Consider the following 19,206-nt stretch of genomic DNA (forward strand, 5'->3'; position numbering starts at 1 on the left):
CAGAACGAAGACGCATTAAACTTGCCACCATCGCCAACGATCGCTTGCAGTAACGCCTGCAGGCTTCTTACCCCCGAGCCTCTCTTCTCGAAACGCCTGATCAGTCTCAAATTATCTGACGACGGACAACTTCTAGTTTGTGTGTCGTATCGATAGATTGTAAAGCCTAACAGTAAATCCTGTGCGAGACGCCGATCCTCAACTTGTGAGTGAAGCCAACGCGCGGAAAAGGATAAGGATGTTAATTGAATGGACTTTCCTTCCAATTCGCCCGGCGCAGCGGACACCGGACAATCAAGTGAACAAATATCATTGTTTGCTAGATCGCGTGTACCCGACCTAAGCATTATCGTTCCGTGCCTCAACGAAGAGGAAAATATCGCAGTTATCTTGTCGAAGCTGAGAGACGTTTTATCGGGATCCGATATTTCGGCAGAGGTGATAGTCGTTGACGACCAGAGCGATGACAAGACGTTTGAACGCGCGAAGGCCTTTGCGGCCAGCGTTAAAGGGATCATGCAAATCGAAGTAATCCGCCGCCCCTTACGTAGGCGCGGCTATGGAGCCGCTGTTAGATACGGCGTGGCAAATAGCATCGGAAAATATTGCATTTTTGTTTCAGCCGATGCTGTCGATCCGATCAATCTTATCCCGCTTTTTTTTCGCCGTATGGAAGCAGGTTTCGATTTAGTGCAGTGCTCGCGCTATTTGCAGCAAGGTGATGATGTAACTATTCCTTTTAAGTACAAATTCTATCAATTTTTCTACAGGTTTGGGGTTCGAACATTTCTCGGCGAAAATGTCCGCGATTCAACTTACGCATTTAAAATGTTTAAGCGTGCGGATGCGCTCGGAGTTGGATTGACACAAAATCGATTTAGCATCAGCCCAGAAATAACGTTCAAGGTGATGTTGAATCAAGGTCGGATAGAGCACGTTCCTGCGGGTCAAGGCATCAGGACGGCCGGCACTTCTAAATTTTTCTTTCGTAAAGAAGCGTTCGGTTACAGCTACGTATTGCTACGTGCATTACTGCATCGTACCGGATTGATTCTATGGTTTTAAAATTCAGACCTAACACTAAAATAGTTTTAGATTATACTTTGTTGGCTGTATTTATTGCAGTTTCGACATGGTTGTTAGTTGGCGATATGGACATCCGCCTAGCCAACATATCGTCGGATGATGGACTCACATCTTACGCGTATTTTCTGAGATACCCTAACAACTTCCGTTTAGACTCCTTGCTCATTAATTTCGCCCCTGCTGGGCTCGCTTCCATTTTGAATTGGTTGCCAGCGCTATCGTTTTTGTATTTCGACATTTCACCGAAATTTTTTCATGTCCTGTTTTTGTACGCGCAAAATATTTTGCTTGGGATTGCCATATTTCGTTTTACCTATGTCGCATCCCGTTCTCGGGAAGTTGCGTGGGTCAGCGCACTTTTTTTTGGAGCGTTCAGGCCTCATTGGTGGAATTTGGGGTTATTTGCCGACCTCGACTGGATGCCCTATGCCGGTTTCTTTTCCTTGCCGATGCTTATTTTGGCAATGTCGTTCTGTTTGGAGCGCAAGACGTTTTCTTCGACTGCGTTTCTTCTGATTGGCGGATTGATTCATCCGATACTAGGCCTGTTTTCGGCTGGAATTATTGCAATGTATTGGGTGTCTCTGTGCATACTTGACCAAAACGTGACGCTTGGATTTCGACGCGTCGGAGCAATAGTTCTTGCGGTTATGCTGTTCGTCACTCCGGGACTCATAACAACGTTTGGTATACGAGAAATTCCTGCGACCGTGTCGTTGCCTATGTTTCTACGTAATGGGCACACCATTCCTTGGGGAAACGCGACTTGCACATACTGTATGCCGTCGTTTCTCACCGGGCTCGTTGTAACTTTCGCGTTTGTCGCGCTGGCAATTACGTCGCTACGTCGAGATGTCTGCAGCCGGGAAACAAAAATTCTCTTTCTTTCCGCAGTCGTAGTTTCAGTTTCAGCCGGACTTCTTCATGCTCTTGGATATTATCTAGGCAATGTTTTTTTACTGCGCTTAATCGCGCTTCGCGTCACGCTTATCCTACTTTGCATTGCCACCCCAATCGTAATAGCCGTGGTTTGGCAAGCAATACGCTCGAATAATATCGCTCAGTCATTAGCGGGAAGTTTTTTTTTGATGGGCGTTTCAGCCCCGGTCGCGGTTGGCACTGCCTTGGTGCTGGCTCCGCAAAATAATAAACGCGATCCGAATAGTGCTCGTAAATGGATATCCACCGGGGTTGAGAGCATAGGTTTTTTGCTGCTTGTTTTGCTTGCCGCGCGATACCTACCTAAAGTTGGACCGGTACTCGATAAGCATCTTCAATCGTACTTACCGGATGCCACATGGTTATATTATTTTCTGCCACCTGATCGGCCTACGCGATGGATGTGGCTGCTCATTCCCCTCCTAGCCGCTGCCCCACACATAGAAAAAATATTTCCGGGTTTGCATCGTTTTGCAAAGCTACCATCCGCTGCGATCCTTGCATCGGTCGCACTCGCTCTTTTTACGTTAAGAACAAATGCTGGCCGAGGCAGCGCCTGGACACACGGAGAAGCTGCGCAATTCGCTCAAGTTCAGCTCTGGGCGCGCACTTCTACCGAGGCAGACGCAAGTTTTATCACGACAGGCACCTCGATATATTCTGCATGGCGAAACTATGCGCATCGGCCTGTGATCGCTACCTATCGGGTCGGCTCGGTCTATTTTTTTCCGGAGGCCGCCGAAGAATATAATAAGAAATTATACCGCATCTTCGCCGAGCTTCTTGGAATGTCCGAAGGCGATGTGCGGAAAGAAATGGAGGGAGCGGGGTATCTCGATCTTTACATGCGGCTTACAAGCCCGGAGTTCATGAAACTGGTCGCAACGATTGGGGGCGACTTTGTTGTCCGTCGCTCATCTTGGCCGACGCTTGATTTTCCCGTTGCTTATAAAAACGATGCTTTTGTCGTATACGATCTGCGTCAGTGGTCACGATCGACGAACTAATTTAAACGCCTATAGACGACATTCTATCCAAGCGACTTGGAATGAATTGAGATGCTTCGACTGAAACGGGTTACGACATGACCAGCAATATCGAGCCTTTGCATGACAGCCGACCGCCTGTAGCGGAGTTCGAAAGGCGCGCCATTCCTTGTGTCGTTTGCGAAAATACAAAATGGAATTTCAAGTTTCGTAAGCAGGGATATGATTTTGTGCAATGCGCCGAGTGCGGTTTGGTGCGGCTTGATCCGCTACCGAGTGCAGAAGCCCTCAATCATCATTATGAAATGCGTGCAAAAGCCGGAAATTATGAACCGGGCAAAGCGATAGAACGCCTTCGCGTTTCAGAACAAATTTTTGCGTCGATCGAAAAAATCACGAACTCAAAACCGAAAAAAATATTTGATATTGGCTGCTTTGATGGCCAGCTTCTTGACGTCGCGAAGGGGCATGGATGGGAAACGTGGGGGCTCGAGTTGCAAGGATCTGCAGCGGAGGTGGCCCGAAAAAAGCACGGCGATCATATTTTTATCGGGACAGTTGAAGAATGGGGCATTCGGCACCCAGGATATTTTGATGTGATTACTGCGATAGCAGTGATTGAGCATCTGACCGATCCACGAAAGCTCCTTGATCTCGCCTGGAGTTGTTTGAAACCAGGCGGCTTGTTCGTCATTCAAACTCCTAATAACGATTCAATCCCTTCTAAAATCATGGGCCGGTATTGGCCATGTATAGCTGCTCCCGAGCACGTCTTTTACTTTTCCGACAAAACCTTGGAGAAGATGTCGACACATGCTGGTTTCGATTCTTTGTTTTGGTCGTCGCATTGGAAGTCGCTTCGTTTGGGATATGTGATTAATCAGCTCCAATATTTTGGTCCTGAACTCGGGCGCGTTGTGTCTCGATTGGAGCCGTTCTGTCCCAACTGGATTTTAAGTCGGCAACTTCCCGTATATGGCGGTGAAATGCTATTCTTTGCACGGAAGCCTTACTCGTCTGACCATAGCTCGGCTGGATAGAGCACCAGACGAAGAAACTGAGGGCCGGGAATTGGAATATCTTCAGGCGCTCATTTTTTATTCCTGCGATATCTGTCGACTATAGGCGTGCCAAAGCCAACTACGAGTGAGCGGTAACACGGTTGCGGCCGACGCGGCGGCAGACCTTACCTTCGCCTCTTGAGCATCGCGTGTTCGCAGAGACGCTTTTACAAGCTGAGTGGTTGGGCCAAGTTCAATGCCACCGCCACCGGCTTCCTCTGGTAGCTGATCTTCAAACCTCGGGCTACGGCGCGGACATCCCGCGGTACAGGTAGCCGGACATAGTAAAAACCACTCTCAGGGGGCTTCCAAGGACGCGCCACTTGCAGGACCATGTGTACCGCCTCTGTGTACCAGAGAGACGGTCAAAACCCCTGCAGTGAGAGGGACATCAACAATATCAGCGCCATCTGAAAAGATGGTGCCCAGGAAAGGACTCGAACCTTCACGGCCGTTAAGCCACTGGCACCTGAAGCCAGCGCGTCTACCAATTCCGCCACCTGGGCACGGAGCGGTTTACTACGGACAGGCCGTCCGCTTGTCAAATTGAGCTGATAGAAACCCAACGCCTTTTTCAGAGCGAAAATGCTGGCATCTCGCCGAAACGCGGGATATGCCCGCGTTCAGCGTTATAACTTGCCAGATAACTAGCCAGGAATCGCCCCATGCCAGCGCCCATCGATACCCTCGTTACCGTTTTCGGAGGATCGGGTTTCCTCGGCCGGCACGTGATTCGGGCGCTCGCCAAACGTGATTATCGCATCCGGGTCGGCGTCCGCCGTCCGGAATTGGCCGGGCACCTCCAGCCGCTGGGAAAAGTCGGCCAAATTCACCCGGTCCAGGCCAATGTCCGCTACCCGGCGTCCGTCCAGGCCGCCGCCCGGGGCGCCAGCGTCATCGTGAACCTGGTCGGTATCCTGGCCGAGGGCGGGGCTCAGAGCTTTGACGCTGTTCAGGCCAAGGGCGCCGAAACCGTTGCACGCGCCGCCAGCGAGATTGGAGCCCGGGTTGTCCACGTCTCCGCCATCGGAGCCAACGCGGAGTCCACCTCCCAATATGCCCGTACGAAGGCCGCCGGCGAGGCCGCGGTGCTCGCGGCATCGCCTTCCGCGACGATCATTCGCCCCTCGGTGGTGTTCGGCCCCGAGGACCAATTCACCAATCGTTTCGCCGCGCTGGCGCGCATGTCACCCATGCTGCCGCTGATCGGCGGCGGACACACCAGGCTGCAGCCGGTGTTCGTCGGCGACGTCGCCACCGCGATTGCCGATGCGGTGGACGGCAAGACCAGGCCAGGCGCCACTTACGAACTCGGCGGCCCCGAAGTCATGACCATGCGGGACATCCTGGAGGCGATCCTGGCCATCACCCAGCGCGACCGGGCGCTGGTTCCGTTGCCGTTCGGGCTGGCACGCTTCCAGTCGATGTTCCTGCAGTTCGCGCCGGGTGACCTGAAGCTGACCCCGAATCAGGTCGAACTGCTGCGAAGCGACAATGTGGTGTCTGAGGACGCCAAGGCTGCCGGGCTGACCCTGGAAGGCTTGGGGATCACACCGGACTCGCTGGAAGCCGTGGCGCCGTCCTATCTGTGGCGCTTCCGCAAGACCGGGCAATTCGCGCCCAACGGCGCGTAATTCCGAAACGCGCCGTCCTGCGGGTCAACGCTTAAAAGGCCGATTTATTAGAATCCCAAGGCGAGCCCGATCAGGCCCAGGCTGCCGACGACCACGCGCCACCACGCGAACAACCCAAATCCGTGGCGCGTGACGTAGCCGAGGAACGTCTTCACGACGATGAGCGCGGTGATGAACGACACCGCAAAGCCGACCGCGAGGATCAGGGAATGGTCCATCGTCATGTCGTTCCGGCTTTTGTAGAGATCGTAGACGAATGCGCCGACCATGGTCGGAATCGCGAGAAAGAACGAAAATTCCGCCGCCGCGCGCTTGTCCGCACCGAACAGCATCGCCGCCACGATCGATGCCCCCGAACGTGATACGCCGGGAATCATGGCCGCGCACTGCGCCACGCCGATGCCGAGATACATCGGCAGCGAGAACGTGGTCGCATCATGATAACGCGGCTTGAGGTCTTGCTGGTCGACCCACAGCAGCACAGCACCGCCGACAATCAGCGAGAAGCAGACCACCCAGGGGTTGAACAGAACCTCCTTGATGAAATGACCGAACAGCAATCCCATGACGACCGCGGGGAAGAACGCCACCAGCACGCCGATCACGAACCTGCGGGCCGCCGGATCGGAAAACATCCGGGTGGCGATGTGCCAAAGCCTGCCGAAGTAAATGGCCAGGATTGCCAGGATCGCGCCCAGCTGAATCAGCACCGCAAAGCTTTTCCAGAAGTTGTCCTGATCGAGATTGAAGAAGCGCTCCACCAGCAGCAGGTGCCCTGTCGATGACACCGGCAGAAACTCGGTAACGCCCTCAACGATGCCAAGGACGAGGGCTCTGAAGAAATCAGCTAACATCAGGGATAACCCGCAAGGCTAGTGGAGTGATGCGAATGCTAGAATCGGAGCACGAGGTTCCAAGACCGCCGAACTTGTCGCCCATTCGGCATGCTGCCGCAACGGCAAATACATCCGGCGCGGACTTCAAATCGACACATCGAGGCGGCAGATGGCGAGGGACGTGCATCCCCTTTCGTCTCAACCGGCTGAGCGTATTAACCGCTCTTTGAGACGCTTTGTTAAAGCTAAACGGACTATCACACCTTCATGTTCACGCTTTTTCATCATCCCTTTTGTCCGCGATCGCGTTTTGTGCGGCTTGCGCTAGGCGAGCATGGTCTGGATTCCCGGCTGGTTGAGGAAAGAGTCTGGGATCGCCGCGAAGCGTTTCTCACCCTCAACCCTGCCGGCAGTACGCCGGTTTTGATGGCAGAGGGAGCGCCGGCCATTCCAGGAGCCGGCATCGTGGCTGAATACCTCGACGAACGTCACGGCACATTGCTCGGCGAGCATCGCCTGCTCCCGCAAGCCACCGCCGAACGCATCGAGGTTCGCCGGTTGCTGGCATGGTTCAACGACAAGTTCTTTGACGAGGCCAGCGGTCCGCTGGTGACGGAGCGGATCTACAAACGTTTCATGAGCGCCGAGCACGGTGGCGGCGCACCATCGACCGATGTTCTGCGGGCGGCCAAGGCGAATGTGCGCTATCATCTGGCCTATATCGGCTGGCTGGCGCGGACGCGGAATTTCCTGGCAGGTGACCGTCTCACCTATGCCGATCTTGCCGCAGCTGCCCACCTCTCTGCGATCGACTATCTGGGCGACGTGCCATGGAACGAGGACGATGCAGCCAAGGCGTGGTATGTGCGGATCAAATCCCGCCCCTCGTTTCGGCCCCTGCTGAACGAGTGGCTGGCGGGGTTCCCGGCGGCTGCGCACTACATGGACCTCGACTTCTGACTCAGGACAGCGCTCTCGACCCGATGGCCGTCAAAGCGGCGCTGAGCCGTGAGGCGCATTCCCTCGGTTTCAGCGCGATTGGCATTACCGACCCCGCGGCAACCGCGGGCGCCGCCGAACGCCTGAAGGCGTTTCTCGACAATGGAAGCCACGGCGACATGGACTGGCTCGCCAACGACCCGCAGCGCCGCGGCGATCCGCGGGTGCTGTGGGGCGATGTCCGCTCGGTGATCATGCTGGGCGTGAACTACGGTCCCGACGAAAATCCGTTGTCCATTCTTGAACAGACCACGCGCGGCGCGATCTCGGTTTATGCGCGTGGCGACGATTACCATGACCTGATCAAGAAGCGTCTGAAGACGCTGGCCCGATGGCTGCTCGCCCATGCCGGCGGTGACGTCAAAGTCTTCGTCGACACCGCCGCCGTGATGGAAAAGCCGCTGGCCCATGCTGCGGGCCTTGGCTGGCAAGGCAAGCACACCAACCTCGTCTCACGCGAGTATGGCTCATGGCTGTTTCTCGGCGCGATCTTCACGACGCTCGATTTGCCCCGCGATAGCGACGGCGGCAGTCACTGCGGTTCATGCCGGAATTGTCTCGATGTCTGTCCGACCAATGCATTCCTCGCGCCTTACCGGCTCGATGCACGGAAATGCATCTCGTACCTGACAATCGAACATAAGGGCCCGATCCCCCACGAATTTCGCGAGGCGATGGGCAACCGCATCTACGGATGTGACGACTGCTTGGCCGCATGTCCCTGGAACAAGTTCGCCCAGGAAGGCCATGAGGCGAAACTGAAAGCGCGCGAAGAACTGCGCGCACCGTCGCTGGCCGACCTTGCGCAACTCGACGACACCTCGTTCCGTGCGCTGTTCACGAAATCCCCGGTCAAGCGAATTGGGCGCGATCGCTTCATTCGGAATGTCCTGATCGCCATCGGCAATTCCGGCGATGCGGCACTTGCCGGCCACGCAAGGCGCTTGCTGGATGACGCGAATCCCCTGATCCGGGGCGCCGCGGTCTGGGCGCTGTCACGCCTGCTGCCATCAACAGAATTTGCAGAACTCGCGACGCGTTCAAACGATCCAGACGAGATGGTTCGCAACGAATGGCAAGCCCGAGACGCGGCGGTCGCCTGACAACAATTCAATCCGCGAGATGCCGTTGCATCTCGGGTCTGGCTTTCAACGCAGCACTTTGCTTCACAAAAATCTTTGCCATCCGCTCAGGCGCGAAGTTCATATCGACGAAGCCCGTCGCGACATTTGCCACCTCAGTGTATTCCGCGATCAACCCGTCCTGCAGCGTCATGATGGCGACGCCTTCGAACATGGCCCGTGCACCGTTGGCTTCCGGCAGCAGCGACCGGTAACTGAACGTGTAGCGCGCATAGAGCGTTCGTCCGTCGCTGACAGGATCATGCATGTCCCAACGGAAATCAGTCGCGGTTCGATAGAACCAGTCGTCAACCATGTCCGCGATCTTCGCCCGGCCCGCAAATGCACCGTAGAAGACGTCGTGATAGACGCCGCCCTCCGTAAACAGTGCCGCGAAGGCACGGCCATCGCGCTGCTCGACGGCGCGGCAAAATTCCCGAAGCATTATCTCTGGCTGCATGATGATCTTCCGACCTGAAGCTCGATTGTGCCGGAAGAACTCGTTGCGTCAACCAGCCGACAGCTCGTCGACGGCCGCCAGCATGCGCGCAATGTCTTGCGGCCGTGACAGCCGATGGTCGCCATCTTGAATCAGGGTGAGGACCACGTCATCGCTGGGCAGACAGTGCGTGAGCGAAAAGGCATGCTGCCACGGAACATCTGGATCCTGCGCGCCCTGCAGGATGCGGACGGGGCAGCCGACATTGATGGCGCCGCTGAGCAGCAAATGATTGCGGCCTTCTTCAATCAGGTTGCGGGTGATCGGGTAAGGCTCGCCGTATTCGGACGGGCGATACCAGACACCCTTGGTTTCGAGTTCAGCGCGGATCTCCGGCGAAAAATTTTTCCACATCAACTCTTCAGTGAAATCCGGCGCCGGCGCAATCAGCACAAGCCCGGCCAGCGTCGCGCGGCAAGGCCCTTTCCGTTTCGCGAGCGCACGTGCCAGCAGCAGCGCCATCCAGCCGCCCATGGACGAGCCGATGGCGACCTGCGGTCCTTCGCAACAGGTCTCGAATACCGCAAGGCTCTCCTCAAGCCATTGCCCGATCGTCCCGTTGACGAAGTCTCCGCCGGATTCGCCATGTCCCGAATAGTCAAAGCGCACACAGGCTCGCCGGTTCTCGCTCGCCCACTCATCGAGCGCCTGCGCCTTGGTGCCCTTCATGTCCGACTTGAACCCACCGAGCCATAACAATCCCGGCGCGTCACCGCGGCGTGCACGGACTGCGATCCGACGCACGACATCGCTGCCGACATTGATGAAAACCGGGTCAGACCCGGCGGAACCGTCTGCTGAGCTCATGTGAACCTATTTGTCCGACTGACTGTTATTGATGTGCGGCCGCTGGTGCGTCAATCGGCTGCTGAACAGGGAACCATAGGGTTAAAAATTGATCGACGGCCATCACGAATTTGCACGGACATAATGCCACGATGCTTGCGCACCAGATGCCACGCCTTTATGTGAACCACACGCAAAACGTTCCGCCTGAACGATTTGCCGCTTATTTGATGGTTTCGTGACTAATGCCTTTTCCGACCCATTCCGTCGGAAAATACATTCTGCACCATCGGCGCGCTTGCCCATGGCGCCGTATTCATTCAAACTAAGCCCTTCACTAACAGCATTGGAGAACTACCCATTCGCCGTCCGAACAGAGCCCCGGTTGCCGTCGCCAAAGACGGGCCGCGCATCAACGATGAAATTCGAAATGTCCAAGTCCAGCTGATCGACCAGCATGGTGAAAATCTCGGTACCATCGAGACATCGGTCGCAGTGAAAATGGCGATGGACGCCGGCATGGATCTGGTCGAGATCTCGCCGAACAACAATCCTCCCGTATGCAAGATCATGGATTACGGGAAGTACAAGTTTCAGGCCCAGAAGAAGGCCGCTGAAGCTCGCAAGAGGCAGAAAACCGTCGAGATCAAGGAGATCAAACTCCGGCCGATGATCGACGATCACGACTACGACGTGAAGATGCGCGCGATGCTCCGGTTCTTCGAAGAAGGCGACAAGGTCAAGATCACGCTGCGCTATCGCGGCCGTGAAATGGCCCACCAGGAAATCGGAACCAAGCTTCTGGACCGCGTGAAGTCCGAAGTCGCCGAAGTTGCCAAGGTCGAGCAGGACGCCAGGTTCGAAGGCCGTCAGGTCGTCATGGTTCTGGCGCCGCGCTGATCGCTAAGCACTGATCGCCAAAGCATTTTTGAAGTACGGAAACAGCCCGCCGATCTGGTGGGCTGTTTTCGTTTGGCAACAAAAAAGCGCCGCGAACCCGCAGCGCCATTTTTATTTCTGCTGAAGCTACAGGCTTCTGGCGGCTTCCCAGCGTCCCGAACACGCCGTGCTCGCCGATTTCCCGCTCCATTGTCCGGAGCCGGAATTGCCGGACAGCTTGCCGCTCGCGCTCGCCTTCTGGTCGCCGCGCGCGATGGCAACGCTTACGGCACCTGCCTCGCCAACGCGGCCGGAGATGTCGAAGCTGCCGTCGCCGGAATAGCTGATGCGGCCGTCGACGACTTTGACCGGGTAGCTATAGGCGGGATCGCAATTTCCAGCCTGGGTAATGATGGTCACCTTCCAGGCTCCATCGAAGGCGGCCCCCGCTCTGGCGCCGCCGGCAAGCGCGACCGCCGCGGCCAATGCGAGAGCGGCAAAAAGCCAGCGAATGATTGCCGGGGAAACAGTGTTCTGGGAAACGGCAATAGCTTTGGCTTTTCTTGCCATCAGGCAGGTCCTCGTGATTTTTGAGTGGGGAATGAGGGGGGCGATGATCGGACAGGTTGGGATATAGGCGCGCAACGGCGCACTTGCCAGTATTCCGGCTGATCTCTCATCGCGGTGGCTCGCCGCTCCGGGCAAGACCTTCGGCGCAAAAGCGACGTTAATCGTTGCCAATTCGGCCTTTCTCTGCAATAAGCCCAACCTTCGTCGCCCGGCTGATTAAGGGCTGCCGTGGCGATGTCAGTGCCGATCTTCTTCCAATCGGGAATTAGTCGAGCATTTTCAACGCTCTAACGAGCATTTTTGGCCAACAAGGCGCCTTTTGGGCGCTGTTTTGTTGCGCAACAGGAGAGCAAAATGCCCAAGTTGAAGACCAAGTCGGGCGCTAAAAAGCGCTTCAAAGTAACCGGAACCGGCAAAGTGGTATCTGCCCATGCCGGCAAGCGTCACGGCATGATCAAGCGGACGAAGAAGCAGATTCGTCAGCTGCGCGGCACGCGCATCTTGTTCAAGACCGATGGCGAAAACATCAAGAAGTACTTCTTGCCGAACGCCTGATCGCCTGCCGCGCTGAGGCGCGGCTCTCTCACCATTTATTTTTCAGATGAAGGAGATCAGTCATGGCTCGCGTTAAACGCGGTGTGACGGCTCATGCCAAGCACAAGAAAGTCTACAAGGCCGCCAAGGGTTTCTACGGCCGCCGCAAGAACACCATCCGCGCCGCAAAGGCTGCGACAGACAAGGCTCAACAGTACGCTTTCGTTGGCCGCAAGCTGAAGAAGCGCACTTTCCGCGCACTCTGGATCCAGCGCATCAACGCCGCTGTGCGTCCGTTCGGCATGACCTACAGCCGATTTATCGACGGCCTCGCCAAGTCGGGCGTTGTTGTCGACCGGAAGGTGCTGTCGGATCTCGCCATCAACGAGCCCGCGGCTTTCCAGGCGATCGCTGAAAAGGCCAAAGCCGCACTCGCGGCGTAAGCTTGCCCCTCTTGCACGAGGCCGACACGACCGGGGTGTAACCACACCCCGCTCCGTTCGGCTGGGCAGTTCGATCCCCGCCGGGCGGTTTACTCAAACCGTTCCCGATGGGGCTCTTGCATGTCCGATCTCGCTACTCTCGAAAACGAAATCCTGTCCGCGATTACCGCCGCAGCCGATGAAGCCGCGCTGGAAGCGGTTCGCGTCGGCGCGCTCGGCAAGAAGGGCTCGATCTCCGCGCTGCTGGCCACCCTGGGCAAGATGTCGCCCGAAGAACGCAAGACCGAAGGCGCAGCCATCAATGCCGCCAAGGACAAAATCTCACAGGCCCTGACCGCGCGCCGCGACATTCTCAAGAATGCCGCACTCGATGCCCGCCTTGCCTCCGAAACCATCGACGTCACGCTGCCGACGCGCGACACCCCCACCGAGCAGGGCCGCATTCATCCGATCAGCCAGGTAATGGATGAACTGACCGCGATCTTTGCCGACATGGGCTTCTCGATCGCCGAAGGTCCGGACATCGAGACCGACGATTACAACTTCACCAAGCTGAATTTCCCCGAGGGCCACCCGGCGCGGGAAATGCACGACACCTTCTTCTTCAATCCGAAGCCGGACGGCTCGCGGCTTCTGCTGCGCACCCATACGTCGCCGGTGCAGGTCCGCACCATGCTCAGTCAGCAGCCGCCGATCCGCGTGATCTGCCCGGGCCGCACCTACCGCTGCGACAGCGACCAGACCCATACGCCGATGTTCCATCAGGTCGAGGGTCTGGTGATCGACAAGGGCTCGCACCTCGGCCACCTGAAATGGATTCTGTCGGAGTTCTGCAAGGCGTTCTTCGAAGTCGATAACGTCAACATGCGCTTCCGTCCGTCGTTCTTCCCGTTCACGGAGCCGTCGCTGGAAGTCGACATTCAGTGCCGCCGCGACAAGGGCGAGATCCGCTTCGGCGAAGGCGAAGACTGGCTGGAGATTCTCGGCTGCGGCATGGTTCATCCCAATGTGCTGCGCGCCTGCGGCATCGATCCCGACGTCTATCAGGGCTTCGCGTGGGGCATGGGCATCGATCGCATCGCGATGCTGAAATACGGACTGCCGGACCTGCGCGCCTTCTTCGAGGCCGACGTGCGCTGGCTCAATCACTACGGCTTCAAGCCGCTTGAAGTGCCTACCTTGGCGGGAGGATTGTCGTCGTGAAGTTCACCTTCTCCTGGCTGAAAGAACATCTCGACACCGACGAGCCACTCGAGAAGATCGCCGACAAGCTCACCATGATCGGGCTTGAGGTTGAGCATCTCGACGACAAGGCGAAGGCGCTTGCCCCGTTCATCATCGCCAAGGTGATCACCGCCGAGCAGCACCCGAATGCCGACCGCCTGCGCGTCTGCACGGTGGACACCGGCGACGGCGGTGCACCGGTGCAGGTGGTCTGCGGTGCGCCGAATGCGCGTGCCGGTCTTGTCAGCGTGTTCTCGCCACCCGGCACCTACATTCCCGGCAAGGACATCACGCTCGGTGTCGGCACCATTCGCGGTGTTGAGAGCCGCGGTATGCTGTGCTCCGCCGCCGAGCTGCAACTGTCCGAGGATCACGACGGAATCATCGAACTCCCGGCGGATGCCCCCATCGGCAAGCCTTACGCCGAATGGGCCGGCCTTGGCGATCCGGTCATTGAGATCAACCTGACGCCGAACCGTCAGGATTGCACCGGCGTGCACGGCATCGCGCGCGATCTCGCCGCCGCCGACATGGGCAAATTCAAGGATCAGGCGCCGAAGCAGATCAAGGGCGAATTCCCCTCGCCTGTGAAGGTAACGATCGAGGACGCGTCGCTGTGTCCGGGCTTCGCCCTTCGTCTCGTGCGCGGCGTCAAGAACGGCCCGTCGCCCGAATGGCTGCAGCAGCGGCTGACATCGATCGGACTACGTCCGATCAACGCGCTGGTCGATATCACCAACTTCATGACCTTCGACCGCGCGCGCCCGCTGCATGTGTTCGATGCCGCCAAGGTAAAAGGCAATCTCGTCGTCCGCCGCGCCAAAACCGGCGAGACGTTGCTAGCGCTCGATGGCAAGACCTATACGCTCGATGAGAGCATGTGCGTGATTGCCGATGATCATGCCGTGGAATCGCTCGCCGGCATCATGGGTGGCGAAGCCTCGGGCTGCGACGAGACCACCACCGACGTGCTGATCGAATCAGCACTGTGGAATGAAATCAACATCGCCCAAACCGGGCGCAAGCTCGGCATCAACTCCGATGCACGCTATCGCTTCGAGCGCGGCGTCGATCCGGCTTTCATGCTGCCCGGCCTCGAAATGGCGACGAAGCTGGTAATGGATCTGTGCGGCGGCTCGCCGTCCGAGATCTTCGTCGCCGGCCAGACCCATGGCGATGACCGCATCATCGAATTTCCGATCACGGAAGTGAAGCGCCTCGCCGGCATCGATGTGCCGTTTCCGGAAATGCGCCGCATCCTCAGCCATCTCGGCTTCATGATTGCAGGCTCAGGTCCCGTGGTGAAGGTCGCGGTTCCGTCCTGGCGCGCCGACGTTCACGGCAAGGCTGACCTCGTCGAGGAAATCGTCCGTATCGTCGGCGTGGACAGCGTTCCTTTGACGCCGTTCGAGCGTGGCGATGCGCCACGCAAGCCGGTGCTGACGCCGATCCAGTTGCGCACGCGCCGTGCCAAGCGCGCGCTGGCCTCGCGCGGCCTCACCGAGGCGATCACCTGGTCGTTCGTCTCCAAGCCGCAGGCCGAATTGTTCGGCGGCGGACAAGCTGAACTCGCGCTCGCCAATCCGATTGCCTCCGATCTGTCGGACATGCGGCCTTCGCTCGTTCCGGGGCTGATCACAGCCGCACAAGCCAATGCAGATCGCGGCTTCGCGGATGTTGCACTGTTCGAGGTGGGACAGATCTTCCGCGGTGACCGGCCGCAGGATCAGTTCATCGCCGCAAGCGGCATCCGCCGCGCACTGGCCTCCGCCAAGGGCATTGGCCGCCACTGGTCGGGTTCGTCGAGCGTTGATGTGTTCGACGCCAAAGCCGACGCACTCGCAGCGCTTGCCGCCGCCGGCGCACCGATGCAGGGGCTGCAGATCGTTGCGGGCGGCCCATCATGGCTGCACCCGGGACGGTCCGGCACGATCCAGATCGGCCCGCAGAACATTCTCGGCCATTTTGGCGAACTGCATCCGCGCGCACTGGAAGCTTTGAAGGCTGAAGGTCCACTGGTCGGCTTCGAAATCATTCTCGAGCGCATTCCGGACGCGAAGGCCAAGCCGACGCGCGCCAAACCACCGCTTGAACTGTCTCCGTTTCAGCCGGTGTCGCGCGACTTTGCCTTCATCGTCGACCGCAGCGTGAAGGCAGGCGATATCGTCCGCACCGCGCAGGGCGCAGATCGCAAGCTGATCACGAACGTGACGGTGTTCGACATTTACGAGGGCAAGGGCATCGATGACGGCAAGAAGTCGGTCGCCATTGCCGTCACGCTGCAGCCGCGTGAGAAGACACTGACCGATCAGGAGATCGAAGCAGTCGCCTCCAAGATCGTCGCCGAGGTCACGAAGAAAACCGGCGGCGTATTGCGCGGATAATTGCAAGAATACTCTCTTGCAATTGTTTCGCATCACTTTAGCGTCCCGGCAAACTTAGAAACTTTGCCGGGAGCGCCGCATGATCGATCGCCGAGACCTTCTTAGATTTGCCGCGACCGGCACGGCCGCGATGATGTCAAAAGGTTCTCTCGCATTCGCGCAGAACGCCGCCAAGAAGCCTCGATCGCGGATTGTGTTTCTCGGCACCAAAGGCGGTCCACGGGTCGGCGGCGCATCGAATCCCGCAAATGCGGTGATCGTCAACGGCACGCCCTACGTGATCGATTGCGGCATGGGCGTCAGCAGGCAATTGGTCAACGCCGGTATCCCGCTTCCGTCGGTCAGATATGTTTTCATCAGCCATCACCACTCCGATCATAATCTCGAATACGGCAATCTGCTTTACAATGCCTGGGCGTCCGGATTGTCGGCGCCTGTCCATACGTTCGGCCCTGCAGGCCTGGTGCGGATGACCAGCACCTATTGGGAGCTCAACCGTTTCGATATCGACACACGGATCGAAGACGAAGGCCGGCCCGACATCCGCAAGCTCGTGATCGCCAAGGACATCACAGACAGCGGTGTGGTGCTGAAAACCGACGATGTCACGGTCACCGCATTCCGCACGCCACATCCGCCGATCACGGACAATTTCGCCTACAAGTTCGAGACCCCGGATGGCACCGTCGTGTTCTCAAGCGACACCAACTACAATCCGAAGCTGGCGGAATTCGCCAAGGGCGCCGACGTTCTCGTGCATGAAGCGCTATACGAACCCGCCGTCGACCGCCTGGCATTGAAGGTCAAGAACGGCGCCACGCTGAAAAAACACCTGATGGACAGCCACACCACCACCGAGGATGTCGGCCGCATCGCGGCGGCGGCGGGCGTTAAGGTGCTCGTGCTCAGTCACTTCGTGCCGGGTGACGATCCGCTGGTCACCGACGACAACTGGACTGAAGGCGTCAAAAAGCACTTCTCCGGGAAGATCGTCGTCGCCAAGGATTTGATGGAATTGAACCTGCCGGTCTAAGCCAGTGTGGTGGTTCAGAAGTTCGCTACGGAATGCCCTGCATCATGAGGCGAACTTCGGATTCGGGACACTAGCCAGGATCAAGCGTCAGATCGCAATAGGCGTAGCCATCGCGCTGAACGACTTCGCCGGCCGTCACAGCAATGCGGCGCGACAACATCGGTCCGGCGACGACACAGGTGTGAAATTCACCGTTTTCCCCGCAGGGATCGACGCCCGCGGGCAAGTCCGCCAACAGTGACTCGTCGAACGTCCGTCCCGCGAAGGATGCAGGCAATTTCGCAAGATCGACCGTTGCGATATACGCTTCCAGTCCGCTTGCGATCATGTCGCGCGCGAGCTGCGCCGTGGGACGGCCCCAGAGCGGGAACACCGGCGTGATTCCGGTGCCGGCGAGTTTGGCTTCGCGATAAGCGCGGATGTCTTCGAGAAACAAATCACCGAAGATCATGTGCGTGACGCCGCCAGCCTTCGCCTGCACCAGCGCCTCGCCCATGCGCAGCTCATAGATTTCGTTGGGGCAGGGATAAGGGATCGGCACAATCTGGGGCGGCAATTGTGCGGCGTCCAGCTGAGCCTGGAGAATTTCATCCCGCACGCCATGGATGGACACCCGGCTGAACGTCTCGGTCACAGTTGTCAGCGCACCGACAACTTCAAATTCTTTCGACGCACGAATCTGGTGGAGTGCGAACGCGCTGTCCTTGCCGCTCGACCACGACATCAAAGCTTTCTTGTGCATGATTGATCAGTTTCGCGGCCAAAATAGACTGCGCGGTGCGGGCGCCTGAGCCTCCGCGGCCGCACGCGAGGTCCTGCGAGTCTTTTTTGCTGGACGCTCAGCGACCGGACTCTCCTTCTGACCACCCAGCTTGCGTAGCGCGGCCTCTCCCGCGCGCTCGCCGCTTTCCCAGGCCCCGTTCACCGTGCCCCACTGCGTTTCGTGCGCGGCCTCGCCGGCGAAGAACAAGCTACCCAGCGGCTCCATCAAAATTTTTCGCGCGGGCTGCCCGCCCGGAGATGCCGCGGACATTGCGCCCAGCACATACGGCATGTCGTTCCAGCGGGTCGCGGTCTTGCGTTTGATATTTTTGGTAAAGTTGCTGCCGAACAGTTTCGTCAGCCATTCGACCCCGAATGCCACCATCGTGGCTTCACCGCGTGCCGACATTTCGGCCCCAAAGGAGCCGGCGATATCGATCTGGCACAGCGATGAGCCGCCGAGATTTGCCAGCAACAATCCGGTGCGACCATCGGTACTCTGCTCGATCAACACATCGTCACGCGCCAGCTCCAGCGGATTGCCCGGCAATTCCAGCGCAATATGATCATAACTTCCCAGATCCAGTTTGGAGATTGCATCCTGCTGGCGCTTGGGCAGCTCAGGTGAAAACTTGATCTTGGACAGCAACACATTGGTCGACGCCGTGACGATGACGGCTTTCGCGGTGATCTTGCCGGCTGGTGTCTCAACCTGAGCGTCGCGTCCGCTCCATGCGATGCGCGTCACCGGCGTGGATAGCAGCACCGGCAACTGCGCGCCGAGCTTTCCGATCAACGTTCCCAGTCCCTGACGACACGCCAAAGGCGCGTCGCGCGGAGCCATGGCAACGAAATCAAGCGCGGAGAGATCCTGAAGATCCTTGCCGGTGGCACGGGCGCCGAGCAGGAATTCCGCCGCTCCGGTCCACTCACGCAAATCCTTCGGCAAAGCCGTGGCAGCGGCCATGTCCGGCTTACCGCGAACAGTGTCGCTTATCGCGCGATTGGCACGAACCAGCGTCACCAGAAAGTCTTCCATTTCACTTGCGCGAGCATTGCGGCGGCCAATGCGAACACGCTGGCCGCGCGGCGCGGGATACATATCGACGCCGGCACCACGGGCGAGCTTCGCCACCGGGCTGCTGTCGGCGCCGTAGAGCCAGCGGGCGCCGCGGTCGAACGGGACATCGAATGCCGTGTTGTCGGTGATGCAGCGTCCGCCGATGGCGTCCGAGGCCTCGATCACGACGACCTTCCGGTTGGCGGCGGCAATGCGCCGCGCGGCAGCGATACCGGCCACACCCGCGCCGATGACAACCACGTCGGCATCGCGCGGCGGAGGTGCGGCATAGACGCGCCCAGCGACTGCCGGCAGCACAGCGACCGCTGCTGCCGAAGCGCCTAAGAAGTCGCGCCGCGTGATTGTCATG

General features: G+C 58.2%; 18 protein-coding genes and 1 tRNA gene. 12 read left to right on the plus strand and 7 right to left on the minus strand.

Features of this window, described 5'->3' with window-relative positions; all coding sequences use genetic code 11:
• Positions 1–249 precede the first annotated feature (249 nt).
• From ACP0KA_RS10555 to ACP0KA_RS10565, 3 genes are all read left to right on the plus strand, one after another.
• On the plus strand, positions 250–1,065 hold the full coding sequence (locus ACP0KA_RS10555; RefSeq protein WP_424628745.1) for a glycosyltransferase family 2 protein: 816 nt from the start codon (positions 250–252) through the stop codon (positions 1,063–1,065).
• Positions 1,056–3,032: a hypothetical protein gene (locus ACP0KA_RS10560; RefSeq protein WP_424628746.1), complete on the plus strand. Its 1,977-nt coding sequence runs from the start codon at positions 1,056–1,058 to the stop codon at positions 3,030–3,032. The genes ACP0KA_RS10555 and ACP0KA_RS10560 overlap by 10 nt, the downstream gene beginning before the upstream one ends.
• A gap of 77 nt (positions 3,033–3,109) precedes the next feature.
• Positions 3,110–4,051, plus strand: a complete 942-nt coding sequence (locus tag ACP0KA_RS10565; RefSeq protein WP_424628747.1) for a class I SAM-dependent methyltransferase — start codon at positions 3,110–3,112, stop codon at positions 4,049–4,051.
• Between the two features lie 440 nt (positions 4,052–4,491).
• Here the strand turns inward: ACP0KA_RS10565 and ACP0KA_RS10570 are convergent.
• Positions 4,492–4,578 (minus strand) — tRNA-Leu (locus tag ACP0KA_RS10570).
• Positions 4,579–4,737: 159 nt separating this feature from the next.
• Here ACP0KA_RS10570 and ACP0KA_RS10575 point away from each other — a divergent pair.
• Entirely contained in the window at positions 4,738–5,706 is a 969-nt protein-coding gene (locus ACP0KA_RS10575) for a complex I NDUFA9 subunit family protein (RefSeq protein ID WP_424628748.1), read from the plus strand.
• A gap of 47 nt (positions 5,707–5,753) precedes the next feature.
• Here ACP0KA_RS10575 and ACP0KA_RS10580 read toward each other — a convergent pair whose 3' ends face one another.
• Positions 5,754–6,560, minus strand: coding sequence for an undecaprenyl-diphosphate phosphatase (locus ACP0KA_RS10580; RefSeq protein WP_424628749.1), 807 nt, complete (start codon positions 6,558–6,560; stop codon positions 5,754–5,756).
• 249 nt (positions 6,561–6,809) lie between these two features.
• Between ACP0KA_RS10580 and ACP0KA_RS10585 the strand changes: the two genes are divergently transcribed.
• Together ACP0KA_RS10585 and queG are read left to right on the plus strand one after the other, a co-directional pair.
• On the plus strand, positions 6,810–7,502 hold the full coding sequence (locus ACP0KA_RS10585; RefSeq protein WP_424628750.1) for a glutathione S-transferase family protein: 693 nt from the start codon (positions 6,810–6,812) through the stop codon (positions 7,500–7,502).
• Positions 7,451–8,644 carry a tRNA epoxyqueuosine(34) reductase QueG gene (gene queG / locus ACP0KA_RS10590; RefSeq protein WP_424628751.1) on the plus strand — a complete coding sequence of 398 codons (1,194 nt, stop codon included), beginning with the start codon at positions 7,451–7,453 and terminating at the stop codon, positions 8,642–8,644. Before ACP0KA_RS10585 ends, queG begins: the two co-directional genes overlap by 52 nt.
• Before the next feature lie 7 nt (positions 8,645–8,651).
• Here queG and ACP0KA_RS10595 read toward each other — a convergent pair whose 3' ends face one another.
• Positions 8,652–9,122, minus strand: coding sequence for a nuclear transport factor 2 family protein (locus ACP0KA_RS10595; protein ID WP_424628752.1), 471 nt, complete (start codon positions 9,120–9,122; stop codon positions 8,652–8,654).
• 48 nt (positions 9,123–9,170) lie between these two features.
• Positions 9,171–9,968, minus strand: a complete 798-nt coding sequence (locus ACP0KA_RS10600; protein ID WP_424628753.1) for an alpha/beta hydrolase — start codon at positions 9,966–9,968, stop codon at positions 9,171–9,173.
• Between the two features lie 339 nt (positions 9,969–10,307).
• On the opposite strand from ACP0KA_RS10600, the gene infC reads away from it, so the two are divergent.
• Entirely contained in the window at positions 10,308–10,847 is a 540-nt protein-coding gene (infC, locus tag ACP0KA_RS10605) for a translation initiation factor IF-3 (protein WP_424631554.1), read from the plus strand.
• A gap of 126 nt (positions 10,848–10,973) precedes the next feature.
• Here the strand turns inward: infC and ACP0KA_RS10610 are convergent, their stop codons facing one another.
• Positions 10,974–11,396 carry a hypothetical protein gene (locus ACP0KA_RS10610; RefSeq protein ID WP_424628754.1) on the minus strand — a complete coding sequence of 141 codons (423 nt, stop codon included), beginning with the start codon at positions 11,394–11,396 and terminating at the stop codon, positions 10,974–10,976.
• A 354-nt stretch (positions 11,397–11,750) separates the two neighbouring features.
• On the opposite strand from ACP0KA_RS10610, the gene rpmI reads away from it, so the two are divergent.
• From rpmI to ACP0KA_RS10635, 5 genes are all read left to right on the plus strand, one after another.
• Positions 11,751–11,951 (plus strand): 50S ribosomal protein L35, encoded by a 201-nt coding sequence (gene rpmI, locus ACP0KA_RS10615; protein ID WP_011470932.1) that lies wholly within the window; start codon positions 11,751–11,753, stop codon positions 11,949–11,951.
• Positions 11,952–12,013: 62 nt separating this feature from the next.
• On the plus strand, positions 12,014–12,373 hold the full coding sequence (gene rplT, locus ACP0KA_RS10620) for a 50S ribosomal protein L20 (protein WP_424628755.1): 360 nt from the start codon (positions 12,014–12,016) through the stop codon (positions 12,371–12,373).
• Between the two features lie 120 nt (positions 12,374–12,493).
• On the plus strand, positions 12,494–13,576 hold the full coding sequence (pheS, locus tag ACP0KA_RS10625; protein WP_424628756.1) for a phenylalanine--tRNA ligase subunit alpha: 1,083 nt from the start codon (positions 12,494–12,496) through the stop codon (positions 13,574–13,576).
• Positions 13,573–15,981: a phenylalanine--tRNA ligase subunit beta gene (pheT, locus tag ACP0KA_RS10630; RefSeq protein WP_424628757.1), complete on the plus strand. Its 2,409-nt coding sequence runs from the start codon at positions 13,573–13,575 to the stop codon at positions 15,979–15,981. The genes pheS and pheT overlap by 4 nt, the downstream gene beginning before the upstream one ends.
• 79 nt (positions 15,982–16,060) lie before the next feature.
• Entirely contained in the window at positions 16,061–17,014 is a 954-nt protein-coding gene (locus ACP0KA_RS10635) for an MBL fold metallo-hydrolase (protein WP_424628758.1), read from the plus strand.
• 70 nt (positions 17,015–17,084) lie between these two features.
• On the opposite strand, the gene ACP0KA_RS10640 is transcribed toward ACP0KA_RS10635, so the two are convergent.
• Together ACP0KA_RS10640 and ACP0KA_RS10645 are read right to left on the minus strand one after the other, a co-directional pair.
• Positions 17,085–17,756: an ATP-binding protein gene (locus tag ACP0KA_RS10640; RefSeq protein ID WP_424628759.1), complete on the minus strand. Its 672-nt coding sequence runs from the start codon at positions 17,754–17,756 to the stop codon at positions 17,085–17,087.
• A gap of 6 nt (positions 17,757–17,762) precedes the next feature.
• The gene (locus ACP0KA_RS10645) at positions 17,763–19,205 is read right to left on the minus strand and encodes a flavin monoamine oxidase family protein (RefSeq protein WP_424628760.1); all 1,443 of its coding nucleotides are present in this window, start codon (positions 19,203–19,205) and stop codon (positions 17,763–17,765) included.
• Between the last annotated feature and the right edge of the window lies 1 nt (position 19,206).

The sequence above is a fragment of the Bradyrhizobium sp. SYSU BS000235 genome, from assembly GCF_049747295.1.
Classification (GTDB): domain Bacteria; phylum Pseudomonadota; class Alphaproteobacteria; order Rhizobiales; family Xanthobacteraceae; genus Afipia.